Here is a 21,930-nt window from a genome sequence, read left to right on the forward strand (position 1 = left end):
CGATTCAAGTGTGCTCACGCCGCTCTTGGACCACAGGCACGGGGTGCGCCGCAAGGCGGCATGGGATCAACCCTGACCCCTCTCCACCGCTGGTATGGGCTTGCTGAGAAAGCGCGAGCCCGCCAAAGCAAAGCGCCAGGGCGTGTCGACACCCTTGGTGATGCCGATGCGCGGCCCGGTGTGGACCATGGCCCTTGCCGAGGGCGCCTGCAGCGCAAAGGGCGGGTCGACCAGCGATAGTGAATCATGCCGGCGATCCACCGCCAGCGCCTGGCACAATTTGCCCGGGCCCGAACAGAGCTGGGTGTCGCTGACGCCGCCGCGCCGCGCATGCATCTGGGTGAGGCCCTGGGTCGGCTCCAGAGCGCGGATCAACAGGGCGCTGCCGGTCTGGCAGACGATATTGAGGCACCAGTGGATGCCATAGATCTTGTAGACATAGGCATGGCCGGGCGGGCCGAACATGGCGGCATTGCGCGGGGTCGGCCCACGGAAACTGTGCGAGGCGGGATCGGCCTGGTCATAGGCTTCCAGCTCGACCAGTAGGCCACCGACGCCATCGACCAGCAGCGTCGCCCCGATCAGCTCGGGCGCGACGGCTTCGGCGGGGCGATCAAAAAAGGACGGGGCCAGCATGGGCGCACTATAGCGTCCGCGCCGGCATCGTCACCCCACCCGGCCTCGGGCGGCGACGCTCACGGTCTCGACCAATTGATCGCCCGAAATCAGGTGCACTGTGTCAAACAGATTGCTGACCACGCAGGCGTGGTTGGGGATGATGCGCAGGGTCTCGCCGATCACGGGCCTGTTGGCGCATTTGGACAGATCGATGGTGCCATGCTCTTCGCTGAGCCCGGTGATGACGGCCTCGGGATAGGCCTCGATCAGCCCGAAGCCGGTCATGCCCAGCGTGTCGCTGGTCAGCGCCTTGGAGCCGGCATCGATGATGGCGCGGTCTTCGGTGGGGCGGCTGACCACGGTGGCCAGCACGGTCAGCGCGCAATCGGCGAAGCCACCGACGCCTTTGGCGACCTGGAAGCGGTCCATATAGATATAGGTGCCCGGCCGATGCTCAGTGGCTGCGGTCACCTCATGGGCGCGCCAGAGGTCGGGCGTGCCGCCATTGGAGATCACCGCCGCCGGCAGGCCGGCGCGGATCAGCTCGGACTTGGCCATGGCCAACCAGGCGGCATTGGCTTCGACCTGGCCGGCAGCCGGATAGGTCATCAGCCCGCCAAACACCAGGCCGGGCGAGGCGGCGATCAATTGCGCCAGGGCAACGGCGCCTTCGGGCGTCTGCACGCCGCAGCGGCCCATGCCGGTGTCGCATTCCACCAGCACCGTCAGCGGCTTGTTGGCCGTGGCAAAAGCATCCGACAGACCGGCCACCGTGGTGACGCTGTCGGCGGTGACGCTGATATTGACCCGGTCGGCCAGGGCCCGCAGCCGCGCCAGCTTGGCGGCGCCGATGATATTGTAGGGCAGGAAGATTTCAGTGATGCCGGCATCGGCGAAGACTTCGGCCTCGCCCAGCTTCTGCGCGGTGATGCCCACGGCGCCCAGTTCCATCGCCCGCTTGGCAAAGCGCGGCAGCTTGTGGGTCTTGATATGGGGGCGGAGCCTCAGGCCATGGCTATCGGCATAGCTCTGGGTGCGGGCGAGATTGGCCTCGACGCGGTCGATGTCGATCAGCACGGCGGGGGTATCGAGCGCAGAAATATCGGTCATTTGCCCCTCAGGACCTCGTCAACGAACACCAGATTGCCGGCCGTGAGGCCAGCGTCGACCGGCAGCACGGTGCCGGTTATGCCCGAAGCGGCATCGGAGCAATAGAACACCGCCGCATTGGCGACTTCCATGGGCAGCACCATGCGCCCCAGCGGATAATGCGGCAGCACATTGTCGAGCAGGGTCGGGTCGGCCGCAAGCCGATGGTCCCAGGCGGGGGTGCGCACCGAGCCGGGGCAGATCACATTGGCCCGCACGCCGCGACCGCCCCGCTCGACCGCGATGGCCTTGGCATAGGCGACGAGGCCGGCCTTGGCGGCCGAATAGGCGGGGTTGCCATAATGGCCCAGGGCATTGACCGAGGAGATAAAGACCAGGCTGCCCGATCCCCGCGCCGCCATGGCGCCGACGAGCGGGTCCGTCATGGCATAGGCGCCATTGAGGTTGATGGCGAGTTCGGAAGCCCAGACGTCGTCGTCGAGATGGTCGAGGATTTCGGCGCGGGTGAAGCCGGCATTGGAGACCACTGCATCGGGGGCGCCAAACTGCTTGAGATGGTGCTCGACTGCGCTGCGCGTGCCCTTGGCATCGGCCTGGTCAAACAGCACCGTGCCGGCCAGGTCGAGGCCTTCCAACAGATCGGCGCTGCGGTCAGCGCCGATGACACTGGCGCCCGCTGCGCGGAAGGCAGCAACCAGCGACCGGCCAATGCCGCCGCCGGCGCCAGAGATCAGCACGGTCTTGCCGTCCAGGCGGAAGGGCGAGGCGATCATCTCACGGCCCCTTATAGGCAACGCATTCGATCTCGACCTTGCAGTCGACCATCATATGGCTCTGCACGCAGGCGCGGGCCGGCGGATGTTCGCCGAAATAGCTCTTGTAGACGCCATTGAAGCTCCAGAAATCGCGCGGATCGTCCAGCCAGACGCCGCAGCGCACTACGTGTTCGAGGCCGTAGCCAGCCTCGGTGAGGATGGCGATGATGTTCTGGATGGTGAGGTGGGTTTCTTCGACGATGCCGCCGCGCACGATCTCGCCGTCCTTCATGGCGACCTGGCCGGAGACATAGAGCCAGCCGCCGGCTTCCACGGCCCTGGCGAAGGGCAGGTTCTGGCCGCCGGCGCCAGTTTTTTCAGCACCATAACGTTTGATGGACATGACGCACTCCCGGGTCGTTTCTGAAAGCCAGTTTCGTTTGAGAGCATTATATGGCGTGAAAACTGGGTAGAGGTCGACAGTTTTTCAGTTTCAGTGAAAATTTCTTACGTGATCGTTGCCATGTCGTCATGCTAACCTCGGCGCAGTCGCCTGACTGGCATGCCCCCTTCCTGCGAGATCTCCCGTGCGCGTTTTTACCGCCGCCTTGGCCACCGAGACCAATACGTTTTCCCCCATCGCGATCGACAAGCGCGCCTTTGAGGCCTCGCTGCATGCCGGGCCCGGAGAGCATCCGGCAACGCCGACGCTGTGCACGGCGCCGATCACCGTGGGCCGCGCGGTCTGCGCTGAACTGGGCTGGACGCTGATCGAGGGCAGCGCCAGTTGGGCCGATCCGGCGGGGCTGATTGCGCGAACGACCTATGAAGAGCTGCGGGACGATATTCTGCACCAATTGCAGGCGGCGATGCCGGTCGATGGCGTGGTGCTGGGCCTGCATGGCGCGATGGTGGCGCAGGGCTATGACGACCCCGAGGGGGATCTGTTGAGCCGCGTGCGGGCCATTGTGGGGCCCGATGTGCTGGTCTGCGCCGAGCTTGATCCGCATAGCCACCTCACCGCCAAGCGGGTCGCGGCGGCCAATTTCTTTGTTGTTTTCAAAGAGTTCCCCCACACCGACTTTGTCGACCGGGCGCGCGATCTCTGGGCCATTGCAGTGCGGGCGCTCAAGGGCGAGATCACCCCGGTGATGAGCGTGTTTGATTGCCGCATGATCGATGTGTTCCCCACCTCGCGCCAGCCGATGCGGGGCTTTGTCGACCGGCTCTATGGGCTGGAAAAGAGCGAGCCGCATGTGCTGTCGCTGTCGGTGATCCACGGCTTCATGGCCGGCGACGTGCCGGAAATGGGCACCAAGGTGATCGCCGTCACCGATGGCCATGCCGAGACCGGCGCGGCGCTGGCCGAGCGGCTGGGCCGCGAGTTGTTTGCCCTGCGTGGCACCTTCATGGTGCCCCAGGTGGACGAAAAAGCCGCCGTGGACATGGCGGTGGCGGCACCCAAGGGCCCGGTGGTGATCGCCGATGTGTGGGACAATCCCGGTGGCGGCACGGCAGGCGATGCAACGGTCATTCTAGCAGAGCTGATGGACCGGGGGATAAGTGACGTGGCGGTGGGCACGATCTGGGACCCCATTGCGGTGCAAATCTGCATGGCGGCGGGGGAAGGTGCTGAAATTCCACTGCGTTTTGGGGCCAAATCGGCGCCCAACACCGGCAATCCGATCGACCGGCTGGTGACGGTCAAGCGGCTGGTGCGCGATGCGCAGATGCGCTTTGGCGACAGCTTTGCACCCTTTGGCGATGCGACCTGGATCAGCTTTGACGGGATCGATGTGATCCTCAACTCCACACGCGCGCAAAGCTTTGATCCATCACTGTTTTCCGCGATGGGGATTGACCCGACATCGCGCAAAATCCTGCTGATCAAATCGACCAACCACTTCTATGACAGCTTCAGCAGAATCGCCTCCGAGATCGTCTATTGCTCGGCCGGAAAACCCTATCCGAACCGGCCTGCGGAGACCAATTATCGCAAGGCGCGCAAGGACATCTGGCCCATGCACATGTCACCGTTTTCGGACTGACGGTTCGGCGCAAAGTGCTGACATGGTGACAACAGAAAAGGCCCCGCTCTGGAACGGGGCCTTTTTGCATCACGCAATTGGGTCTTTGATGGTCAATCGGCCGCCCAGTGGCCATAGAGAATGGGCATGGTGCCGACGAGCGCCTTGAAGCGATCCCAGCTCTTGCGCTCGGGCAGCGTCCAGCCGGCTTCGGCGATGGCGGAGAGACGCGGGAAGACCAGGCGGTCGAAAATGGCGCGGTCGGTCATGGACTCGCTCCAGATGCAGGCCTGGATGCCGAGCAGGTGTTTGAGGCCCTGTTCGGAGAAGCCGGCGCGGGCCTCGAACTCATAAGTCTCCTGCGGGCCGGACCAACCGGCCCAGCCGGCGCCCGGCTCGGTCCATTGCACGCCATTGGCCATGTCGAGGTAGTAGCGCTGGCCGGGCGAGACGACGATGTCAAAGCCGCGTTCGGCCAGGGCCGCGTTGATCTCGACATTGCGCCAGCCGATGACGAAAGCCTTGGTCTTGTCCACGGCATCGCCATGGGCCGCCTCTTCCCAGCCGCCAGTGATGGCGCCCTTGGAAGCGATATAGTCGTGCACGCGGCGGATGAAGGCGGCCTGGATGAGCGCGGTGGGCGAGCCCTCGATCTCGTCGGCGCCGTGATGGTTGCCGAGCTGGTTGAACTGCTTCTCGTGCTTGCGGCGCATCTCGGGGCCACCGAGGCGTTCGATCATGTCGAGCGCCAAGGGCGACCCGGACCAGGCGGCCAGCGGCACTTCGTCGGCACCCAGATGGAAGATGCCGGCCGGGAACAGCTCCAGCACTTCGTCCACAATGGTCTCGACGAAGCGATAGACCGGCTCATGGGCCGGGTTGAGGCTGTTGTTGGGGAAGCCCTGCACCGACTGGTATTCACCGGTTTCTTGTGGGTCGCGCAGCTCGGGCATGGCCTGCAGCGCGGCATAGAAATGGCCCGGCATGTCGATCTCGGGGATCACGGCGATGCCCAGGCTATCGGCCAGCGCCACGATCTGGCGCACCGCCGCCTTGGTGTAATAGCCACCGGTCGGTTGTGGGCCGGAGCCGAGCAGCGGCGGCAGCGCCTTGCCGTGGCCACGCCAGGCGGCAATTTCGGTGAGCTGCGGATAGGCATCAATCTCGAGGCGCCAGGCCTCGTCTTCGCTTAAGTGCCAATGGAACTTGTTGAGCTTGTTCCACGCCATGATCTTGAGGAACCCGCTGACTTCGGCGGTGGTGTAGAACTGGCGCGCCACGTCGAGATGGCTGCCGCGATAGGCAAAGCCGGGCGCGTCGGTGATCAGGCCACCGGTGGGGAAGACAAAGGTCTGCGGATGCAGGCGCGCGCCGCGCAGGATCTGCCCCAGTGTGATGAGCCCATAGAGCATGCCCTGGCGGGTGGTGGCGGCGACGGTGGCGGCGTTCTCGGCAAAGCTGAGTTCATAGGCCTCGGGCGCCAGGCCCGGCTTGTGGGTGATGGCCACCGGCATGCCGGCTTCAGCCGCGGTGCGCACCAAGCCTTCGACGGGGAAGAGATCGTTGACGAGACCGGCAAAGGCGGCGGCGGCGCGACCGGCGTCATCCCCCTGCGGCTTGAGATCGAGGCCGGGCGGGGCAATGCGGGCGCCGGTGGTGGCGACCGACTGCGGCCAGGGAATGATGGAGACGGCGACCGGCGCCTTGGCCGGAACGGGAAAGCGGACAGCGCCCTTGAGCAGCGGGGCATTGTTGCCCTTGCCGCGGGTGGGCGCTGTCGGCAGCGGGACAATGCTGCCATCGGCAAGCACGACATAGGCCGCATTGGCACCATCGCTCCAGTGGCGCAGGCCATAGGAGAGGCCGCGGGCAATCGCCGTCCAGGTTTCGCCGGGGGCCAGCACAAAGCCCTCGGGCGGGGCAATCAGGCTGTGGTTGGAGAGGCGCCGCAGCAGCACGCCGTTTTCGAGCGTGGCATGGGGATCGATGCGGGCCGGGCCGGAGAAGCCGAGCTGGAAGCCGCTGACCGGGGTATCGCCGGTATTGGTCAGCTCAATGCCATAGCCGAGCGGCTCATCGGCGGTGGCCGGAGACCAGGTGGTGACGAAGGAGAAGGACATGGGCATGAATGGTCTCTCGGGCTGATGGGTGGCTGCGTGGGGCTGCGGGGCAAACTCGTCGACCCCCTCCCTCGATCCCTCCCCTCAAGGGGGCGGGAAGGCTGACTGAAGGTATGGTGGGCTAGTCCCCCAGGGGCTGGCCGTCTTCGCCATCGCGATTGACGACGAGCTGGTGCTTGATGCGGCGCATGGAGGCGACGGCGGAGGGGCCGAGACGGGTTGCCACGGTCTGGGCCAGCACGTCGACAGTGGCGAGAAAGGCGTAGCGGCCCGGGGTGGGGCGCAGGATATCGGTGTTCTCGTGCCAATTGACCGGCAGGAGAATGTCGGACTGCGCCGAGACCAGCGAGGCCGAGCGGGTGATGACGATGCGGGTCAGGCCATATTCGCCGGCCACGGCCAGGGTCTTGGCGAGCTGAGCATTGTTGCCCGAGAGCGAGAAGGCGACAATGACGGTGCCCGAGGGCGCAGACGCCGCGCGCATCATCTGCAGCTGGTGATCGTCGGTGGAGGCCACCTTGAGCCCGAGCCGGAACAGGCGAGCCTCGACCTCGCCCGCCATCATGGACGAGGCGCCGCCCGAGCCGAAGGACAGCACAAAGCTGGATTTGACCAGGCTTTCGGCCGCGCGCTCGACGGCGGCGAAATCGAGGTGATCAAAGGTTTCGTAGATGATCGACTGAATGCCGTTGACGACGCCCTGGGCAATCTCGTGCACGCTGGACGGACCCGTGGCCGGCGCGAAATAGCGCTGACCGACAAAGCGGGACTGCGCCAGGCGCACCTTGAAATCGGCATAGCTGTCGCAGCCGAGGCGGCGACAGAAACGGGTGACAGTGGGCGGGGAGACTTCGGCCTGGGCGGCCAGGTCGACGATGGAGAGCTTGAGGACGGCGTCGACGTCGGCCAGGACGATTTCGGTCAGCGCGCGTTCAGACCGCGTGAACTCGTTCTTCTCCGTCTGCAACAGGCCAACGATGTCCAGCATGCCCACATCTCCTCCACCGCGCGGATCGGTGGTTAGTAGACCGCCAGGCCCGCGGTGTCGAACAGATGGACCTGATCGAGCCGGAAGCTGATCGGCGCGGCCACGCCTTCGGTGATGTCGGGCGCCCCTTCGAACAGGGCGATGAAGTTCTCACCCGCCGGCAGGGTGGAATAGGCCACGGTGTGAATGCCGAGATGTTCAACGATATTGGGCGTGACATTGAGCGTGAAATCGCCGGCGCCCAGGTGCAGATGCTCGGGGCGGACGCCCAGGGTCACGGTCTGGCCGACGGGCAGCGTGGCCTTGCGCGGCAGGGCAATGGTGCCCAGGGCACCCAGATCGAGCGTGGTGGTGGTGCCATCGGAGGCTTTGACGGTGGCGCTGATGAAATTCATCTTCGGGCTGCCGATGAAGCCGGCGACGAAGAGATTGTCGGGCTTGTGGTAGAGCTCGAGCGGCGAGCCGACCTGGGAAATCTCGCCGGCGTCGAGCACGACGATCTTGTCGGCCATGGTCATGGCCTCGACCTGGTCATGGGTCACGTAGATCATGGTCGAGCCAAGACGCTTGTGCAGCTCCATCAGCTCGATGCGCATCTCCGAGCGCAGCGCAGCATCCAGATTGGACAGCGGCTCGTCGAACAGGAAAATCTTGGGCTGGCGCACAATGGCGCGGCCGATGGCGACGCGCTGGCGCTGACCACCCGAGAGCTGGCCGGGGCGATGCTGCAGGCGCGGCTCGAGCTGGAGAACCTTGGCGGCCGCGTGAACGCGCGTGTTGACCTCGTCGGTGGAGAGCTTCTCGACGCGCAGGGGGAAGGCAATGTTCTCAAACACCGTCATGTGCGGATAGAGCGCATAGCTCTGGAACACCATGGCAATGCCGCGCTGCACGGGCGGGAGGTCATTGACCACCTTGCCGCCGATCTCGATCTCGCCGGACGAGACATCTTCGAGGCCGGCAATCATGCGCAGCAGGGTCGACTTGCCGCAGCCGGACGGGCCGACGAAGACCACGAATTCGCCCTCGGACACATCCAGATCGATGCCCTTGATGATGCGGGCTTCGTTGAAGGATTTCTCCAGGCGCTTGAGGCTGAGCTGGGACATCGTCGTACTCCGGTCGGCGGGGCTTGATACCCGCGGGCAGGCATTGAGGCGTTGGGGGGTGGCCGCCGCCCTTGGGAGCGGCGGCCGAGTGGTCGGGGGAGGTCCCGGCCTGTCAGACTTACTTGTACTGCTCGAGTTCGCCAGCAGCCTTGGTGAGGGCAGCGGCGGGTTCGGCAGCGCCGGTCACGACGGACTGGACCATTTCGATCATCACGTTCTGCAGGCCAACATAGTCGGTCAGCAGGGGCTCGGGACCACCGAATTCAATGCCGTCCAGGAAGGGCTTCCAGTAGGGCTTTTCGGCAACCAGTTCGTCGGAGTGGACGGGACGCAGGGGGGTCAGGCCCTGGCTGACGTCATAGGCCCACTGCTTTTCGGGCGAGGTGATGAACTTGGCGAATTCGATCGCCTTGTCCTCAACACCGGTGCCCTTGAAGACGGCCAGCGAGTCGGTGATCAGCAGGGTGCCAGGACCCTTGGCATCAGGACCGGTCGGCAGCGGGGCAACGCCCCAGTTCATGCCGGCTTCTTCAGCACGATTGGCAGCGCCAGCGGAAGCTTCGATCATGGCAACGCCACCGTCGAGCCAGATGGCGCGAACTTCGTTCTGCTCATAGGCGGTCGGGCCTTCTTCGGAGAAGGGCACGATGTCCTTGAGGGCGGTCAGGGCAGCCAGGTTCTGCGGGCTGTCGAGAACGATATTGCCGTCGGCATCGATGACCTGGCCGCTATTGGTGTAAACCCAATGGAGGAACTGGTGCATGGTGTTGTCGAAGGACTTGGCAACCAGGCCATAGCCGGCAGCGTCGGTCTTTTCGGTGATCTGCTTGGCGAAAGCGATCTTTTCTTCCCAGGTCTTGGGCGGCACTTCCGGATCAAGACCGGCGGCCTTGAACAGGTCCTTGTTCCAGAACAGGGCCTTGGTGGAGAAGGCCACCGGAACGCCCCACTGGGTGCCGTCGAAGGTCACGGTCTCGGGAACGAAATTGTAGTAGGCAGCCTTTTCCTCGTCGGTCATCGGCACGGGGACGATGAGGTCGTTGAGGGCGAACTGCTTGAGCGTGCGCGAGCCGACATAGGCCAGACCAACCGGGGTGCCGGCGGCGGCAAGGGTCGTCACCTTGTCCTGGCACTGACCCCAGCCCACGACTTCGGGGACGATGGGGTAATCGGGGTTAGCGGCTTCCCACTCCTTGATGTACTCGACGTAGAGCGGATCAACCGTGTCGCCACAGACGATGAAGCTGATTTCTGCGGCCTGCAATGCGGTTGCCAGGCCGGTGCTGCCGGCCAGGACCGTCAGCGAAGCCAGGAGCAGCTTTTTGGTCGTATTCATTGGTAGTCTCCCTTGATTTGCGCCCCGAAGAGCGACTTCCCTCTACCGGCAGCCGTGGCCACCAGTCTGGATGCACGAAAGGCTTACTGCTTCACGGCACCGGCGGTGAGACCGGCGACGAGATAGCGCTGCAGGAAGATGATCACGATCATCACCGGCAGGATTCCGACAAATGAGGCTGCCATCAGCTCGTTCCACTGAACCTCCTGCTTGCCGAAGAAGGCGAACAGCCCGATCGGCAGCGGCATGAATTCGGTCTTGGAGTTGAAGGTCAGCGCGAAGATGAACTGCTGCGCATAGGCGCCGATGAAGGTCATGATGGCGACCACCACAATGCCCGGCATGGCCAGCGGCAGGATAACCCGGCGCAGGGTGTAGAGACGGGATGCGCCATCGACCCAGGCGGCCTCGTCCAGCTCGCGGGGAATGCGCATCATATAGGTGCGCAGCAGCCAGATGGAGGACGGGATGAGGAAGGCGGCGCCGGGCACGATCATGGCCCAATAGGTGTTGAGCAGGCGCAGCGAGGTCATCAGCCGCAGCAGCGGGATGAGCAGCACGGCGCCCGAGAACATGTTGACCGCCAGAAAGCCACCCAGCAGCAGCGCCGAGCCGGTGAACTGGAAGCGGGCAAAGGCATAGGCCGCGGGCACCACGATGACGATGACGATCAGCGTCACCACCGAGGAGATGAAGAAGGAATTGAAGATGTGCATGCCCAGGGCCGGCACCGAGGTCCACATGTTGATGTAGGAGTCGAAAGAGCCGTTCTTGGGGATGAAACTGTAGGGCGTGGAGAACAGCTGGGCCAAGGGCTTGAGCGAGACCAGGAAGCCTTCGATGAAGGGCGCCAGCACAAAGAACAGGAACACGGCCATGCCGCAGTACATGGCCACCACTTCATACCATTTGTAGCGGTCGATCATGGGCTTGGTGGAGCGCGCCTTGATGCGGGCCAGCGGCTTGGCAGGCGTGCGCGTGGCTTCAAGGGCCGGGGCGGCGGTGCGGGCCAGTTGGCTCATTTGGCTTCTCCCTGCGACAGTTTCCGGACGGCACGGAAGTAGACGATGCAGAAGATCGACACGAAGATGCAGATGACCACGGCGCGGGCAGCGCCCTCGCCATATTTGCGGCTGCCAATGGCGGTCTTGTAGGTGTCGATGATCATGGTGGTGGTGGTGTTGGACGGACCACCCTGGGTCAGGATCCAGATGATATCGAAGGAATTGAAAGTGGCGATCATGCTGAGCAGGCTCATGGTCAGCAACGCCGGCACCAGCAAGGGCAGCGTGATGCGGCGGAAGCGGTAGCCGCGGCTGGCGCCATCGGTCCAGGCGGCCTCATAGAGATCCTTGGGGATCGATTGCATGGCGGCCAGCATATAGATGGTGACCATGGGCACGCCGATCCACACGTCGGTGACGATGGTGGCCCAGAAGGCCGAGCTGCCCTGCGCCAGGATGGGCCATGGCTTGGAGATGACGCCGAAATTCTGCAGCAGGCCGGAAATCATGCCGAACTGGCCGTTGTACATCCAGCCCCACATGAAGATGCCGATGGCCATGGGCACGATCCAGGGCGGCATGGTGAGAATGCGGAACACGGTCTGGCCGGGGATGGCGGCGTTGAGCAGCGTGGCACCCAGCGTGCCGATGATCATCTTGGTGGCCACTGAGAAGAAGGTCCACACAAAGGTGCGCAGGATCACCTCGGTGAAATTGCCGGCGGTGAAGATGCGCTGGTAATTGGCCCAGCCGACCCAATCATAGGTGGGGCGCAGGGCGGCATTGGTGAACGACAGGATGATGGTGTCGACCAGAGGATAGGCCACGATGATCAGGATGTAGATCAGCGCTGGAGCCAGCAGTGCGAGAGCGAAAAGGACGGCGCTTCTGTTGCTGGTCATGGGCCTGTTCTCCTTCAGCCGGCTCGCCCGAGGGCGCTGTCGAACTGCTGCCAGATGGGGGTCATGTCGATGACGGTCTTGGTGCGCATGGCCTGATCCATGGTGAGCGCCAACAGGCCCGCCTCGAGCGCATCGGTGACCGATACCGGCAGCGGCACGCCTTCCAGCACATGCTTGAGGATATCCTCGGCCATCTGCTCGTCGGCACCATAGTGCTGGCTGAGCTCGCTCATCTTGTAGGTGGTATCGACCAGGCGGTCGGAGGTGCGGCTGTCGGTGACGCGCAGGAAATTGCGGATGAAGTCACCCTCGGCCATGCCCTTGGCGCCCATCACGGCAAAGCGCCGGAAATCGTCAGGGACATTGAGATTGGTGTGGAAGGTCAGCGCCGCGCCATTTTCGTACTGCACCATGGCCGTCTGGAAATCGATGATGTCGCCATCGCTGTCGAACACCTTGTCGCTGCCCTGCCAGCCGCTGGGCTTGCGGTGATAGACTTCCATGTCGTTGATGCCGACATTTTGCGGGGCATTGGCCGGAATGAAGGTGCGGCGCCCGCCGAAGCTGGACACATACTGCGGGCGGCAGCCCATGACGCCATTGTAGAGATCGAGATCGTGGCAGCACTTCTCGAGCATGAAACTGCCCGAATAGCGCTCGTAGCGGCGCCAGTCGCGCATGAAGAAGGCGCCATGATAGGGCGGGATGTGCTCGGAGGCCTCGATGGAGGTGATGTCGCCGAGGTGACCCTCCGCCTGGGCCTTGCGCAGATCGACATAGAGCGGCGCATAGCGCAGCACGAGGCCCACCATCACATTGTCTGACCCATACTGAGCAATCAGCTTGGCCAGCGCCATGGTGTCCTCGACCGAGGTGACCACCGGCTTTTCGGTGAAGATCTTGAGGCCGCGCTCGAGCCCAATGCGGATGTGATCGAGATGGAGGTGATTGGGCGAGCCCACCATCAGCAGGTCGAGAGGCTCGCTGTCGAGCATGGCTTCAAGCGAGTCGAACTGGGTGCCGACCGAGACGCCATGCTGGGTCGCATAGGGGAGACCGGCCGGCGCCGGATCGACATAACCGGCAATGGAAAAGTCACTGCGCGCAGCGGAGAACACCCGCGCCAGATAGCCAAGACGATACCCAAGGCCAATAATACCAACCCGCATAGTCTCGCCGTCACCCTGTGTCTGGAGCCGCCAACCTCTGTCGGGTCAGTCGGTGCTTTTTGTAAACGATTTTCAAGATTAGGATCGTTCTGAAAGCAATGTCAACACGAATCCGACACAATAACAATACCAATATAAGCCACTTTTGCACTTTGCTCAAAGCGGCGCCATTTTGCCAAATTTCTAGGCGTTTCCGGTGGTTTTGGCGCTCTCGCCTTGTGGACAAACCGGTCAAAAGCGGGCAGCATGTTGCAATTGGTATTCATCTGGCCTCTCCTTTGTCCCTACTGCGGAACGACAACTCTGAAAATCTGAAACAGAGCGATCGCCGCAGGCGCTGAGCGGGCAGGACGCGGCCAGAGCCAGCAGCGACAAACACATTTTGCGAGTGTCTTATGAGCCGGACGAACCCCTTTCCCAATGATGCCGACCGCAGCGCCATCTGGACCATGCTGGTGGAGCGCGACATCGCCGCCTTCGTCGCCGCCGACTGGTCCCAAGTGGATGGCGACTTCATCAAGGAGGGCTTCCTGGGCATCAATGGCGGCAAGTCGGGCAATCCGGACGATTGGAAAATCAGCTTCCCCACGCTTGAGGCCTATCGCGATGACTGGATCCGCCAGGCGCGCGAAAGCCAGGCGCTGGAGTATGCCGAGGATGTGCTGGACGGCATTCACCGCGCCACCTCGCTGACCGAGATCGAGATCAAGGGCGACATCGCCATCGCGCACAAGAAGTTCGACGGCGAGATTGCGCTCAAGAATGGCAGCAAGGACGTGCTGAAGTGGCAGACGCTGTATTTCTGCCGCAAGGTGGCGGGGACCTGGAAGCTGACGGGCTTTGCCGGCTACCTGCCCTATCCGATGGGCTGAGCAGCGGCGCAGCGCCCAAGGTCGTCGTGCCCGGGCTTGACCAGAACGGCCCACCCTAGAGGCAGGGCCCGGCAAGTGAAGAGCCCTCGGGTCTAGCCCGAGGGTGACGATCGAGGATGGGGCGAGGTGATCTCGCGCCTGCCGATCCTGTTCAGTGGATGACCCGAGCAAAGATGTCTTTCTTCACCCCGCAGCGCCTGACCATGCTGGTGTTCTTCCTGCAGCCGATTGCCTTCGGTTCCTGGCTGCCGCGCATTCCCGATGTGCAGCAGGCGCTGGGTCTGGGCCCATCGGGCCTGGCGCTGGCGCTGCTGGGCCTGCCCTGCGGCACGCTGCTGACGCTGCCCTTTGCCGGGCCACTGGTGGGCAGGATCGGGCCGCGTCACGCCATCTTGCTCGGCTTTGTGCTTTATACCTTGGCGGTCAGCCTGCCGGCGCTCGCCCCCGATCCGGCGCTGCTGTTTGTGGCGCTGATGCTTGCCGGCTCGAGCATTTCCTTTGTCGAACTGGGCCTGAATGTGCAGGCCGATGCTGTTGAGAAGGCCACCGGATCGGTGATCATGACCACGTCCCATGGCTGCTGGTCGGTGGGGATCATGGCGGGGAGCCTGGTCGGTTCAGGCCTGGCTGCGCTGGGGCTTTCCGCGCAATGGGCCATTCCGCTGGTGGGGTTCTGTGTGCTGCCCATTGCGCTACTGGCGGCGACGCGCCTGCCTGTGGCCCCAGCGGCGCCGGCTGCACCCGGTCCGCAGCGATCGGCCTGGGCGCTGCCCAGCTGGGCCCTGTTGGGCATCTGCTGCTTTGTGTTCGGCATCACCATGACCGAGGGGGCGATGGCGGACTGGTCGGCCATCTTCCTGCGCGATGCGCTGGGCGCCCATCCTGGCAGTGTTGGCTTGGGCTATGCGGTGTTTGCCGCCATGGTCGCCGCCGGCCGGTTTGGCGGGGACAGGCTGAAACGCCGCTTCGGCAGCGTAGTGACTGCCCGCATCTGTGGCACGCTGGCGGTGGTAGGTGCAGCCCTGCTCTATGTCGCGCCGACCACACTCGTGGCGCTGCTGGGCTTTGGCATCATCGGGCTGGGCGTCTCGGTGGGCTTTCCGCTGGCGGTGACAGCGGCGGCGTCGCTCACCGACCGCAGCGCCTCGGCCAATGTGGCCATTCTCAGTTTCGTGGCCCTGCTCGGATTCCTCGTCGGGCCACCCATTATCGGCTTTGTCGCCGAACACACCGATATAAGGCTGGGCATTGCGTGCCTGGTGCCGGTGCTGATCGCCAGCCTGGTGCTCACCGGGCGATTGGCCGAACAAGATCCCGCCATTCGGGCATAGCCCGCATGGCCTTTTCAACCGCAGATCGCTCCAGAGGAGCGATGTGTCCTACGGAGTGGTTTCAAAGATGCGTATTGCCGTTGCTGGACTGCACACCGAATGCAGCACCTACAATCCCGTGCTGGCCCGCGAGGCCGATTTCCGCGTGCTGCGTGGCCCCGCCATGCTCAAGGACGGCTATTTCGACTTCCTGACGCATTTTCCGGCCGAGTTCATCACCGTGCTGCACGCCCGCGCCATTGCCGGCGGACCGGTGGAACAGGCGCTTTATCTGCGCTGGAAGGCCGAGATCCTGGACGGCATCAAGGCGGCCCTGCCGCTCGACGGCGTGTATCTGGCCATGCACGGCGCCATGTTCGTGGAGGGCATGCATGATGCCGAGGGCGACTTCATCAGCGCGGTGCGCGCGCTGGTCGGGCCTGATGTGCTGATTGCTGCCAGCTATGATTTGCATGGCAATGTCAGCCAGACCATCATCGACAGCCTCGACATCTTCTCCACCTATCGCACGGCGCCGCATATCGACGTGCCCGACACCATGCGCCGGGCAGTGACCATGCTGGTGCGCGCGCTGCGCACGGGCCAGCGCCCGGCCGTGGCCTGGGCGCCCGTGCCGGTGCTGCTGCCGGGCGAACGCACCAGCACGCAGGACGAGCCGGCGCGCAGCTTCTATAGCCAGATGCAGGCCGTGGAGGACCCCACCGGCATCTGGGACGCCTCGTTTCAGGTTGGCTATGTCTGGGCCGACGAGCCGCGCGCAACGGCCTGTGCGGTGGTGACCGGCAAGGACCGCAGCGCCATGGAAGCGGCGGCGCGACACCTGGCGCAGGACTATTGGGACATCCGCGAGCAGTTCGTGTTCGGCACCAAGACAGGCAGTATCGAGGACTGTGTCGACTGGGCCATCGAGGCCGAGACAGCGCCGGTGGTGCTCGCGGAATCGGGGGACAATCCCACCGGTGGTGGCGTGGGCGACCGCGCCGAAGTGCTGGCCGAGCTGATGGCCAATGATGCCCAGGGCGTGGTGTTTGCCGGCATTGCCGACAAGCCGGCGACCGACGCGGCCTATGCTGCCGGCGTTGGCGCCACGGTCAGCCTCAGCATTGGCGCGACGCTGGACCCGTCCAGCACCATGGTGGAAGCCGAGGCGGAGGTGATCTTTCTGCTCGAGACCGAGGATGATCGCCTGCGCGAGGCGGTGGTGCGCATCGGTGGCATCGACCTGGTGCTGACGGCGCGACGCCGGCCGTTCCACAATCTCGTTGATTTCCACAAGCTCGGGCTCGACCCCAAGGCGGCCAAGATCGTGGTGGTCAAATCCGGCTATCTGTCGCCAGACCTGGGGCCGATTGCCAATCCCAGCCTGATGGCACTGTCGCCGGGCGTGGTGGATCAGTTTGTCGAGCGGCTGGAGCGCAAGCACAAGAGCGTGCCGCAGTATCCGTTCGACAAGGATTTTGCCTGGTCGCCGGTGGTCAAGTGGTCCAAGCTGGCGCACTAGGCTGACACGGCGCCTGTGAGACGATGCGGGTCGGTGATGTGCACCGGCCCGCTCAGAGCCTTGTTTGGTCAGGTTTCCGAACCGCAAGAGTGGTGTCAACTCTTGCTGGAAATGCTTCAGTCCTGCGGCTGGCGCGGCCCAGCGCTGGCGCGGGCAACGATGCGCGGCGGGACCATGAAATGCTCGGCGGTGACGCGACCGTCAATGCGCTCGACCAGCATGCGCGCCGCCTGCAGGCCCAGCAGTTCGCCGGACTGATCGACACTGGCGAGGCTGTTCTGGGCGAGGTCGCAGAACATGGTGTTGTCATAGCCGACAATGGCCACGTCCTCGGGGATGGACAGGCCCATTTCGGTGGCCACGCTGATCGCCTCAAAGGCCATCAGGTCGGTCCAGCAGAAAATGGCATCGGGACGATCCGGCCCCGACAACAGGCGACGCACGGTGACTTGCACATCGCGCACCACCTGGCTGGCGCGCACGATGTTGATGGCGTCGCCCGCCCCGAGCTCCATCATTTCCAGCCGATAGCCGATTTCGCGCTGCTGGATGATCGAGGAGTTTGATGGCGACAGGCTGAGCATGGCAATCTTGCGATAGCCATTGCCCATGAGATAGCGGACCACCAGGCGGGCACCGAGCTGGTCATCATTGTTGACCGTATCGAAGGCGTCGCCGCCCCGATCGTGCTGGCCGATGACCACCAGCGGCAGGCGCGCACCCAGATCGGTGAGCACCTGGGTTTCCATATTGGGGCCGATGATGACCAGCCCGTCCATCTGCCGATCAATCATCGCCTCGATCAGGGCGCTCGAGGTCATGTTGAGCGCGCCCGATGTGGTGTTGATGCCCTGCATGGCCTGGTACTGCGTGCGCTCCAGCGCGGCATTCACGCCCGAATAGATGTCGGCAAAGAAGGGGTTGCGCAGATCGGGGAAGATCAGCCCGATCGTATAGGTGCGGCCGCGCATGCCGCGGGCCGAGGCGCGCGGGCGATAGCTCAGCTTCTCCATCGACGCGCGCACCTTGGCGCGCAGCGCGTCGCTGACGCCATAGGCATCGCGCAGCACTTTTGAGACGGCGGCCACCGACACGCCGGCATCCTGGGCCACTTCGCGGATGGTGATGCGCTCGCCAGACCGCGGCGCTGTGGGTTCTTTTTCGCTCATGGCCCCGAGATACCCTGATTGCCCGAAAACGTCTCGCATCTTTTTGTCATCGGGCATATTGCCAAGCCGGAGATTTTGTAGAACGATATACGTAGAACAGTCTACAGCCGATGCAATCGGCTCACATGGGAGGATATGGCGTGAACGACGCAGCAGTGATGCATGGCGCATCGGCACAAATGGCATCGGCACAGTGGGAGGCCCAGATGGTGCGGCCGCAGTGCGATGCGGGCGTCGGCACCCCGGCCTCGTTCCTGCGCAAGAGCTTTACCCTCTCGACCATCGTCGGCAATGAAACCCTGCGCATCAGCGCGCTGGGGCTCTATATCTGCTTCATCAATGGCAAGCGGGTGGGGCACGATATCCTGACCCCCGGCTGGACCAGCTATGATGTGCGGCTGAGCTACCAGACCTATGCCGTCGCTGACCTTTTGGTGGCAGGCGAGAACACCATCGAGATCTGGCTGGCCGATGGCTGGCTGCGCTCGCAGATGATGTGGGGCCTGGCGCCGATTTTCAACACCTGGGGCGATGAGATTGCCGCCATTGCCGAGCTGCGCAGCGGCACCGGCGCCCTGTTGCTGGGCACCGACGCCAGCTGGCAGAGCGGCACGCTGCCGATCCTGAAATCGGGCATTTATTTCGGCGAAACCTATGACGCCCGCATCGTGCCGCAGGTGACGGCGGGAAGCGACGCGATCAGCTTCGACACGGCGCGCCTCGTGGCCCATGAAACCACGCCGGTGCAGGAACTGCCCGAACTGCCGGCAATCAAGAGCTGGACCGATGCCGAAGGCCGGACCGTGCATGATTTCGGCCAGAACTGCGGCGGCTATGTTGCCTTTTCCGTGCGCGGCAAGGCCGGGGCGCGTGTGACGGTGGAACACGCCGAAATCCTCGACAAGGATGGCGTGTTCTACAATGGCAATCTGCGCACCGCCGAATGCCGCATCGACTATACGTTGAGCGGCGAGGGCGAAGAGGCCTATCGGCCGCATTTCACCTTCCAGGGCTTCCGCTATGCGCGGATCACCATCGAGGGCGAGGCCGAGGTCACCCGCATTGCGCTGGTACCGATCAGCTCGGTCACCGAGCTCAAGGCCGGGTTCACCTCGGGCAATGCGCTGGTCAACCGGCTGTTCCTGAACACGGTGTGGTCGCAGCGCTCCAACTTCATCGAAGTGCCCACCGACTGCCCGCAGCGCGACGAGCGCCTGGGCTGGACGGGCGACGCCCAGGTGTTTGCCGGCACGGCCTGCTATCTGGCCGAAACACAGGGCTTCTTCCGCAAATGGCTGCGCGATGTGATGGCCGACCAGCGCGCCGATGGCGCAGTGCCCCATGTCGTGCCCGATCCGACGCGGCAGAAGCCGGCTGACTATCCGGGCTTTTATGGCAGCACGGGCTGGGGCGACGCCATCGCCGTCGTGCCGTGGCAGGTCTATCTGCACTATGCCGACACGGCCCTGTTGGCCGAAACCCTGCCGGCGATGACCAAATGGGTCGACTTCGTCTGGTCGATCAGCGAAGGCCCGATCGTCAAGCCGCCGCGCGTCTGGGGCGCCCGTGGCTTCTCGTTCGGCGATTGGCTGCAGCCGAGCGGGCCCAGCGCCAAGCCGCTGCCGACCATCAGCGACGATGCCTCGGCGACGATGTATCTGTTCATCACCTCAACGCTGGTGGCGCGCATTGCCCGCATCACCGGGGACATTGCGACGGCCGAACGGCTCGAGGCCATGGCCAGCACCGTCAAGGCGGCCTTTGCGCATGAGTTCATCACCGCGTCCGGCCGCGTGGCCGGCGACGACCAGACCTCCTATGCCCTGGCGTTCCTGCATGATCTGATCCCGGCTGACCGGATCGAAGGCGCCAAGGGTTATTTCAAGAACGCCATCGCCCGCAGCGACGGCCGCATCGGCACCGGCTTTATCGGCACCCCGGCGCTGCTGCCGGCGCTGGTCAAGATCGGCGAGATCGGCCTGGCGGCAGAAGTGTTCCTGCAGGAAGAGGTTCCCGGCTGGCTCTACCAGGTCAAGATGGGCGCCACCACGATCTGGGAGCGTTGGGACGCCATCCAGCCGGATGGCTCGATCTACAATCCGCAGATGAATTCCTACAACCATTATGCCTATGGCGCCGTGTGCCAGTGGCTGCTGGAAGAGGTTGCCGGCTTCCGTCCCGATGCCAAGGCACCGGGCTTCAAGACGATCATCTTCGAGCCGGTGATCCTGGACGGGTTGTCGCCCGTCAAGGCGCATCACGACAGCCCGGTTGGCACGATCCGCGCCGGGTGGAGCGTCAATGGTGACCAGGTGGTCTATGACATCGAGGTGCCTGCCGGCGCGCAGGGCGTGTTGCGGCTCAACCCGGCCTATCGCGAGGCCAGGCTTGACGGCGCAGCGGTGGCCAGCGGCCAGGACCATGTCCTGAGCCCGGGCAGCCATCACATCACCTTCACCTATGCCGTGCCGGCCCGTCGGCAGGCTGCCACGCATAATCCGCATACCCGGACCCCGTAACGGGGCCGGCGCATACCATCCAAGGGAGGAGACTACCAATGAAGTTCAATCTGAAGTCCATGGCAATGGGCGGCGTCGGCGTGATGGCCGTGCTGCTGGCGAGCGGCGCGGCGCATGCGCAGAGCGTCAACCTGACCTATCTGATCCCGAGCGGCGCCGATGGCGTGGCCGTGGCCGAAGAGCTGGTCAAGAGCTTTGAGGCGGCCAATCCGGACATCAATATCGACATCGAGACCCGTCCCGGTGGCTCTGAGGGCGACAATCTGGTCAAGACGCGCCTGGCCACCGGCGCGATGACCGACATCTTCCGCTACAATTCCGGCTCGCTGTTCCAGGCCATCAATCCGCAGCAGTTCCTGGTCGATCTGACCAATGAACCCTGGCAGGCCGATGTGCAGGCCTCGTTCAAGCAGGTTGTGACCGCGCCGGACGGCACGGTGCGCGGCGCCCCCATGGGTGCGGCCATGGGCGGCGGCATCTATTACAACAAGGCCATCTATCAGGAACTGGGCCTGTCGGTCCCCAAGACCTGGGCCGAGTTCATGGACAATAACGAGAAGATCAAGGCGGCCGGCAAGGTCGCTGTGGCCCAGACCTATGGCGACACCTGGACCAGCCAGCTGTTCGTGCTGGGCGACTACTACAATGTCTCGGCTGCCGAACCCGACTTTGCCGCCAATTACACCGCCGGCACGGCCAAGTTCGCCACCGACAAGGCCGCGCTGCGCGGTTTTGAAAAGCTGCAGGAAGTCCATGACGCCGGTTTCCTCAATGAGGACTTCGGTGCTGCCAAGTTCGACGATGGCCTGCGCATGGTCGCCAATGGCGAGGCCGCGCATTATCCAATGCTGACCTTTGCCACCACGGCAATCGTCGCCAGCTACCCCGAGATGATCAACAATGTCGGCTTCTTCGCCCAGCCGGGCGACGACGCCGCAAGCAATGGCCTGACCGTGTGGATGCCCGATGGGCTCTACATCCCCCAGACCACGTCGAACCTCGACGCGGCCAAGAAGTTCGTCGCCTTCGTGGCGAGCGTTGAAGGCTGTGAGGCCCAGAGCCGCGCCGGTGGCGCATCGGGCCCCTATCTGATCAATGGCTGCACCCTGCCCGCCGACGTGCCGCCGGCCGTCAGCGACATGCTGCCCTACTTCGCCGAAGGCGGCCAGAACGGCCCGGCACTCGAGTTCCTGTCGCCGATCAAGGGGCCGGCGCTCGAGCAGATCACGGTGGAAGTCGGTTCGGGCATTCGCCCGGCTGCCGATGGCGCCGCGCTCTATGACGAGGACGTGCGCAAGCAGGCCCAGCAGCTCGGTCTGGCCGGCTGGTAAGCCAGGCACTCCCTCACTGAACGGTTCCGGGCGATACTCTCGCCCGGAACCTTTATCGTTGCTTGAGAG

Annotated in this window: 19 protein-coding genes; 6 read left to right on the top strand and 13 right to left on the bottom strand. The window is 64.1% G+C overall.

The window, feature by feature from the left end; genetic code table 11:
• Positions 1-66: 66 nt before the first annotated feature.
• From E8M79_RS00475 to E8M79_RS00490, 4 genes are read right to left on the bottom strand one after another with little or no spacing between them, the layout of a single operon-like run.
• The gene (locus tag E8M79_RS00475; RefSeq protein WP_137149968.1) at positions 67-636 is read right to left on the bottom strand and encodes a DNA-3-methyladenine glycosylase; all 570 of its coding nucleotides are present in this window, start codon (positions 634-636) and stop codon (positions 67-69) included.
• A 30-nt stretch (positions 637-666) separates the two neighbouring features.
• Positions 667-1,728, bottom strand: a complete 1,062-nt coding sequence (locus E8M79_RS00480) for a D-TA family PLP-dependent enzyme (RefSeq protein WP_137149969.1) — start codon at positions 1,726-1,728, stop codon at positions 667-669.
• The gene (locus E8M79_RS00485; protein ID WP_137149970.1) at positions 1,725-2,501 is read right to left on the bottom strand and encodes an SDR family oxidoreductase; all 777 of its coding nucleotides are present in this window, start codon (positions 2,499-2,501) and stop codon (positions 1,725-1,727) included. The genes E8M79_RS00480 and E8M79_RS00485 overlap by 4 nt, the downstream gene beginning before the upstream one ends.
• A gap of 1 nt (position 2,502) precedes the next feature.
• Positions 2,503-2,886, bottom strand: coding sequence for a RidA family protein (locus tag E8M79_RS00490; RefSeq protein ID WP_137149971.1), 384 nt, complete (start codon positions 2,884-2,886; stop codon positions 2,503-2,505).
• Positions 2,887-3,070: 184 nt separating this feature from the next.
• Here E8M79_RS00490 and E8M79_RS00495 point away from each other — a divergent pair, with 184 nt between their 5' ends.
• Entirely contained in the window at positions 3,071-4,531 is a 1,461-nt protein-coding gene (locus E8M79_RS00495; protein WP_137149972.1) for a M81 family metallopeptidase, read from the top strand.
• 92 nt (positions 4,532-4,623) lie between these two features.
• Here E8M79_RS00495 and E8M79_RS00500 read toward each other — a convergent pair whose 3' ends face one another.
• From E8M79_RS00500 to E8M79_RS18450, 8 genes are all read right to left on the bottom strand, one after another.
• Positions 4,624-6,636: a family 20 glycosylhydrolase gene (locus E8M79_RS00500; RefSeq protein WP_137149973.1), complete on the bottom strand. Its 2,013-nt coding sequence runs from the start codon at positions 6,634-6,636 to the stop codon at positions 4,624-4,626.
• 115 nt (positions 6,637-6,751) lie between these two features.
• Positions 6,752-7,618, bottom strand: a complete 867-nt coding sequence (locus tag E8M79_RS00505) for a MurR/RpiR family transcriptional regulator (RefSeq protein ID WP_137149974.1) — start codon at positions 7,616-7,618, stop codon at positions 6,752-6,754.
• A 32-nt stretch (positions 7,619-7,650) separates the two neighbouring features.
• Positions 7,651-8,727 carry a sn-glycerol-3-phosphate ABC transporter ATP-binding protein UgpC gene (gene ugpC, locus E8M79_RS00510; protein WP_137149975.1) on the bottom strand — a complete coding sequence of 359 codons (1,077 nt, stop codon included), beginning with the start codon at positions 8,725-8,727 and terminating at the stop codon, positions 7,651-7,653.
• A 118-nt stretch (positions 8,728-8,845) separates the two neighbouring features.
• Positions 8,846-10,063 (bottom strand): extracellular solute-binding protein, encoded by a 1,218-nt coding sequence (locus E8M79_RS00515; RefSeq protein WP_137149976.1) that lies wholly within the window; start codon positions 10,061-10,063, stop codon positions 8,846-8,848.
• Positions 10,064-10,146: 83 nt separating this feature from the next.
• Positions 10,147-10,989: a carbohydrate ABC transporter permease gene (locus E8M79_RS00520; RefSeq protein WP_137150828.1), complete on the bottom strand. Its 843-nt coding sequence runs from the start codon at positions 10,987-10,989 to the stop codon at positions 10,147-10,149.
• Positions 10,990-11,081: 92 nt separating this feature from the next.
• Complete coding sequence (locus E8M79_RS00525) at positions 11,082-11,969, bottom strand: sugar ABC transporter permease (RefSeq protein WP_137149977.1); 888 nt, start codon at positions 11,967-11,969, stop codon at positions 11,082-11,084.
• Positions 11,970-11,983: 14 nt separating this feature from the next.
• Positions 11,984-13,138: a Gfo/Idh/MocA family oxidoreductase gene (locus tag E8M79_RS00530; RefSeq protein ID WP_137149978.1), complete on the bottom strand. Its 1,155-nt coding sequence runs from the start codon at positions 13,136-13,138 to the stop codon at positions 11,984-11,986.
• Positions 13,139-13,239: 101 nt separating this feature from the next.
• Positions 13,240-13,404 (bottom strand): hypothetical protein, encoded by a 165-nt coding sequence (locus E8M79_RS18450; RefSeq protein ID WP_205747851.1) that lies wholly within the window; start codon positions 13,402-13,404, stop codon positions 13,240-13,242.
• Positions 13,405-13,533: 129 nt separating this feature from the next.
• On the opposite strand from E8M79_RS18450, the gene E8M79_RS00535 reads away from it, so the two are divergent.
• The 3 genes from E8M79_RS00535 to E8M79_RS00545 all read left to right on the top strand — a co-directional run bounded on the left by E8M79_RS00535 (position 13,534) and on the right by E8M79_RS00545 (position 16,842).
• Positions 13,534-14,010, top strand: a complete 477-nt coding sequence (locus E8M79_RS00535; protein ID WP_137149979.1) for a hypothetical protein — start codon at positions 13,534-13,536, stop codon at positions 14,008-14,010.
• Between the two features lie 173 nt (positions 14,011-14,183).
• Positions 14,184-15,341, top strand: coding sequence for an MFS transporter (locus tag E8M79_RS00540; protein ID WP_137149980.1), 1,158 nt, complete (start codon positions 14,184-14,186; stop codon positions 15,339-15,341).
• A gap of 67 nt (positions 15,342-15,408) precedes the next feature.
• Positions 15,409-16,842: a M81 family metallopeptidase gene (locus E8M79_RS00545; protein WP_137149981.1), complete on the top strand. Its 1,434-nt coding sequence runs from the start codon at positions 15,409-15,411 to the stop codon at positions 16,840-16,842.
• A 116-nt stretch (positions 16,843-16,958) separates the two neighbouring features.
• On the opposite strand, the gene E8M79_RS00550 is transcribed toward E8M79_RS00545, so the two are convergent.
• The gene (locus tag E8M79_RS00550; RefSeq protein ID WP_137149982.1) at positions 16,959-18,011 is read right to left on the bottom strand and encodes a LacI family DNA-binding transcriptional regulator; all 1,053 of its coding nucleotides are present in this window, start codon (positions 18,009-18,011) and stop codon (positions 16,959-16,961) included.
• Between the two features lie 158 nt (positions 18,012-18,169).
• Between E8M79_RS00550 and E8M79_RS00555 the strand changes: the two genes are divergently transcribed.
• Both E8M79_RS00555 and E8M79_RS00560 read left to right on the top strand, forming a co-directional pair.
• A complete protein-coding gene (locus E8M79_RS00555; protein WP_137150829.1) occupies positions 18,170-20,530 on the top strand; it encodes an alpha-L-rhamnosidase in 2,361 nt (786 codons plus the stop codon).
• Positions 20,531-20,568: 38 nt separating this feature from the next.
• The gene (locus E8M79_RS00560) at positions 20,569-21,861 is read left to right on the top strand and encodes an extracellular solute-binding protein (protein ID WP_137149983.1); all 1,293 of its coding nucleotides are present in this window, start codon (positions 20,569-20,571) and stop codon (positions 21,859-21,861) included.
• Positions 21,862-21,930 lie beyond the last annotated feature (69 nt).

It is taken from the genome of Devosia sp. FKR38, assembly GCF_005222805.1.
Lineage (GTDB): Bacteria > Pseudomonadota > Alphaproteobacteria > Rhizobiales > Devosiaceae > Devosia.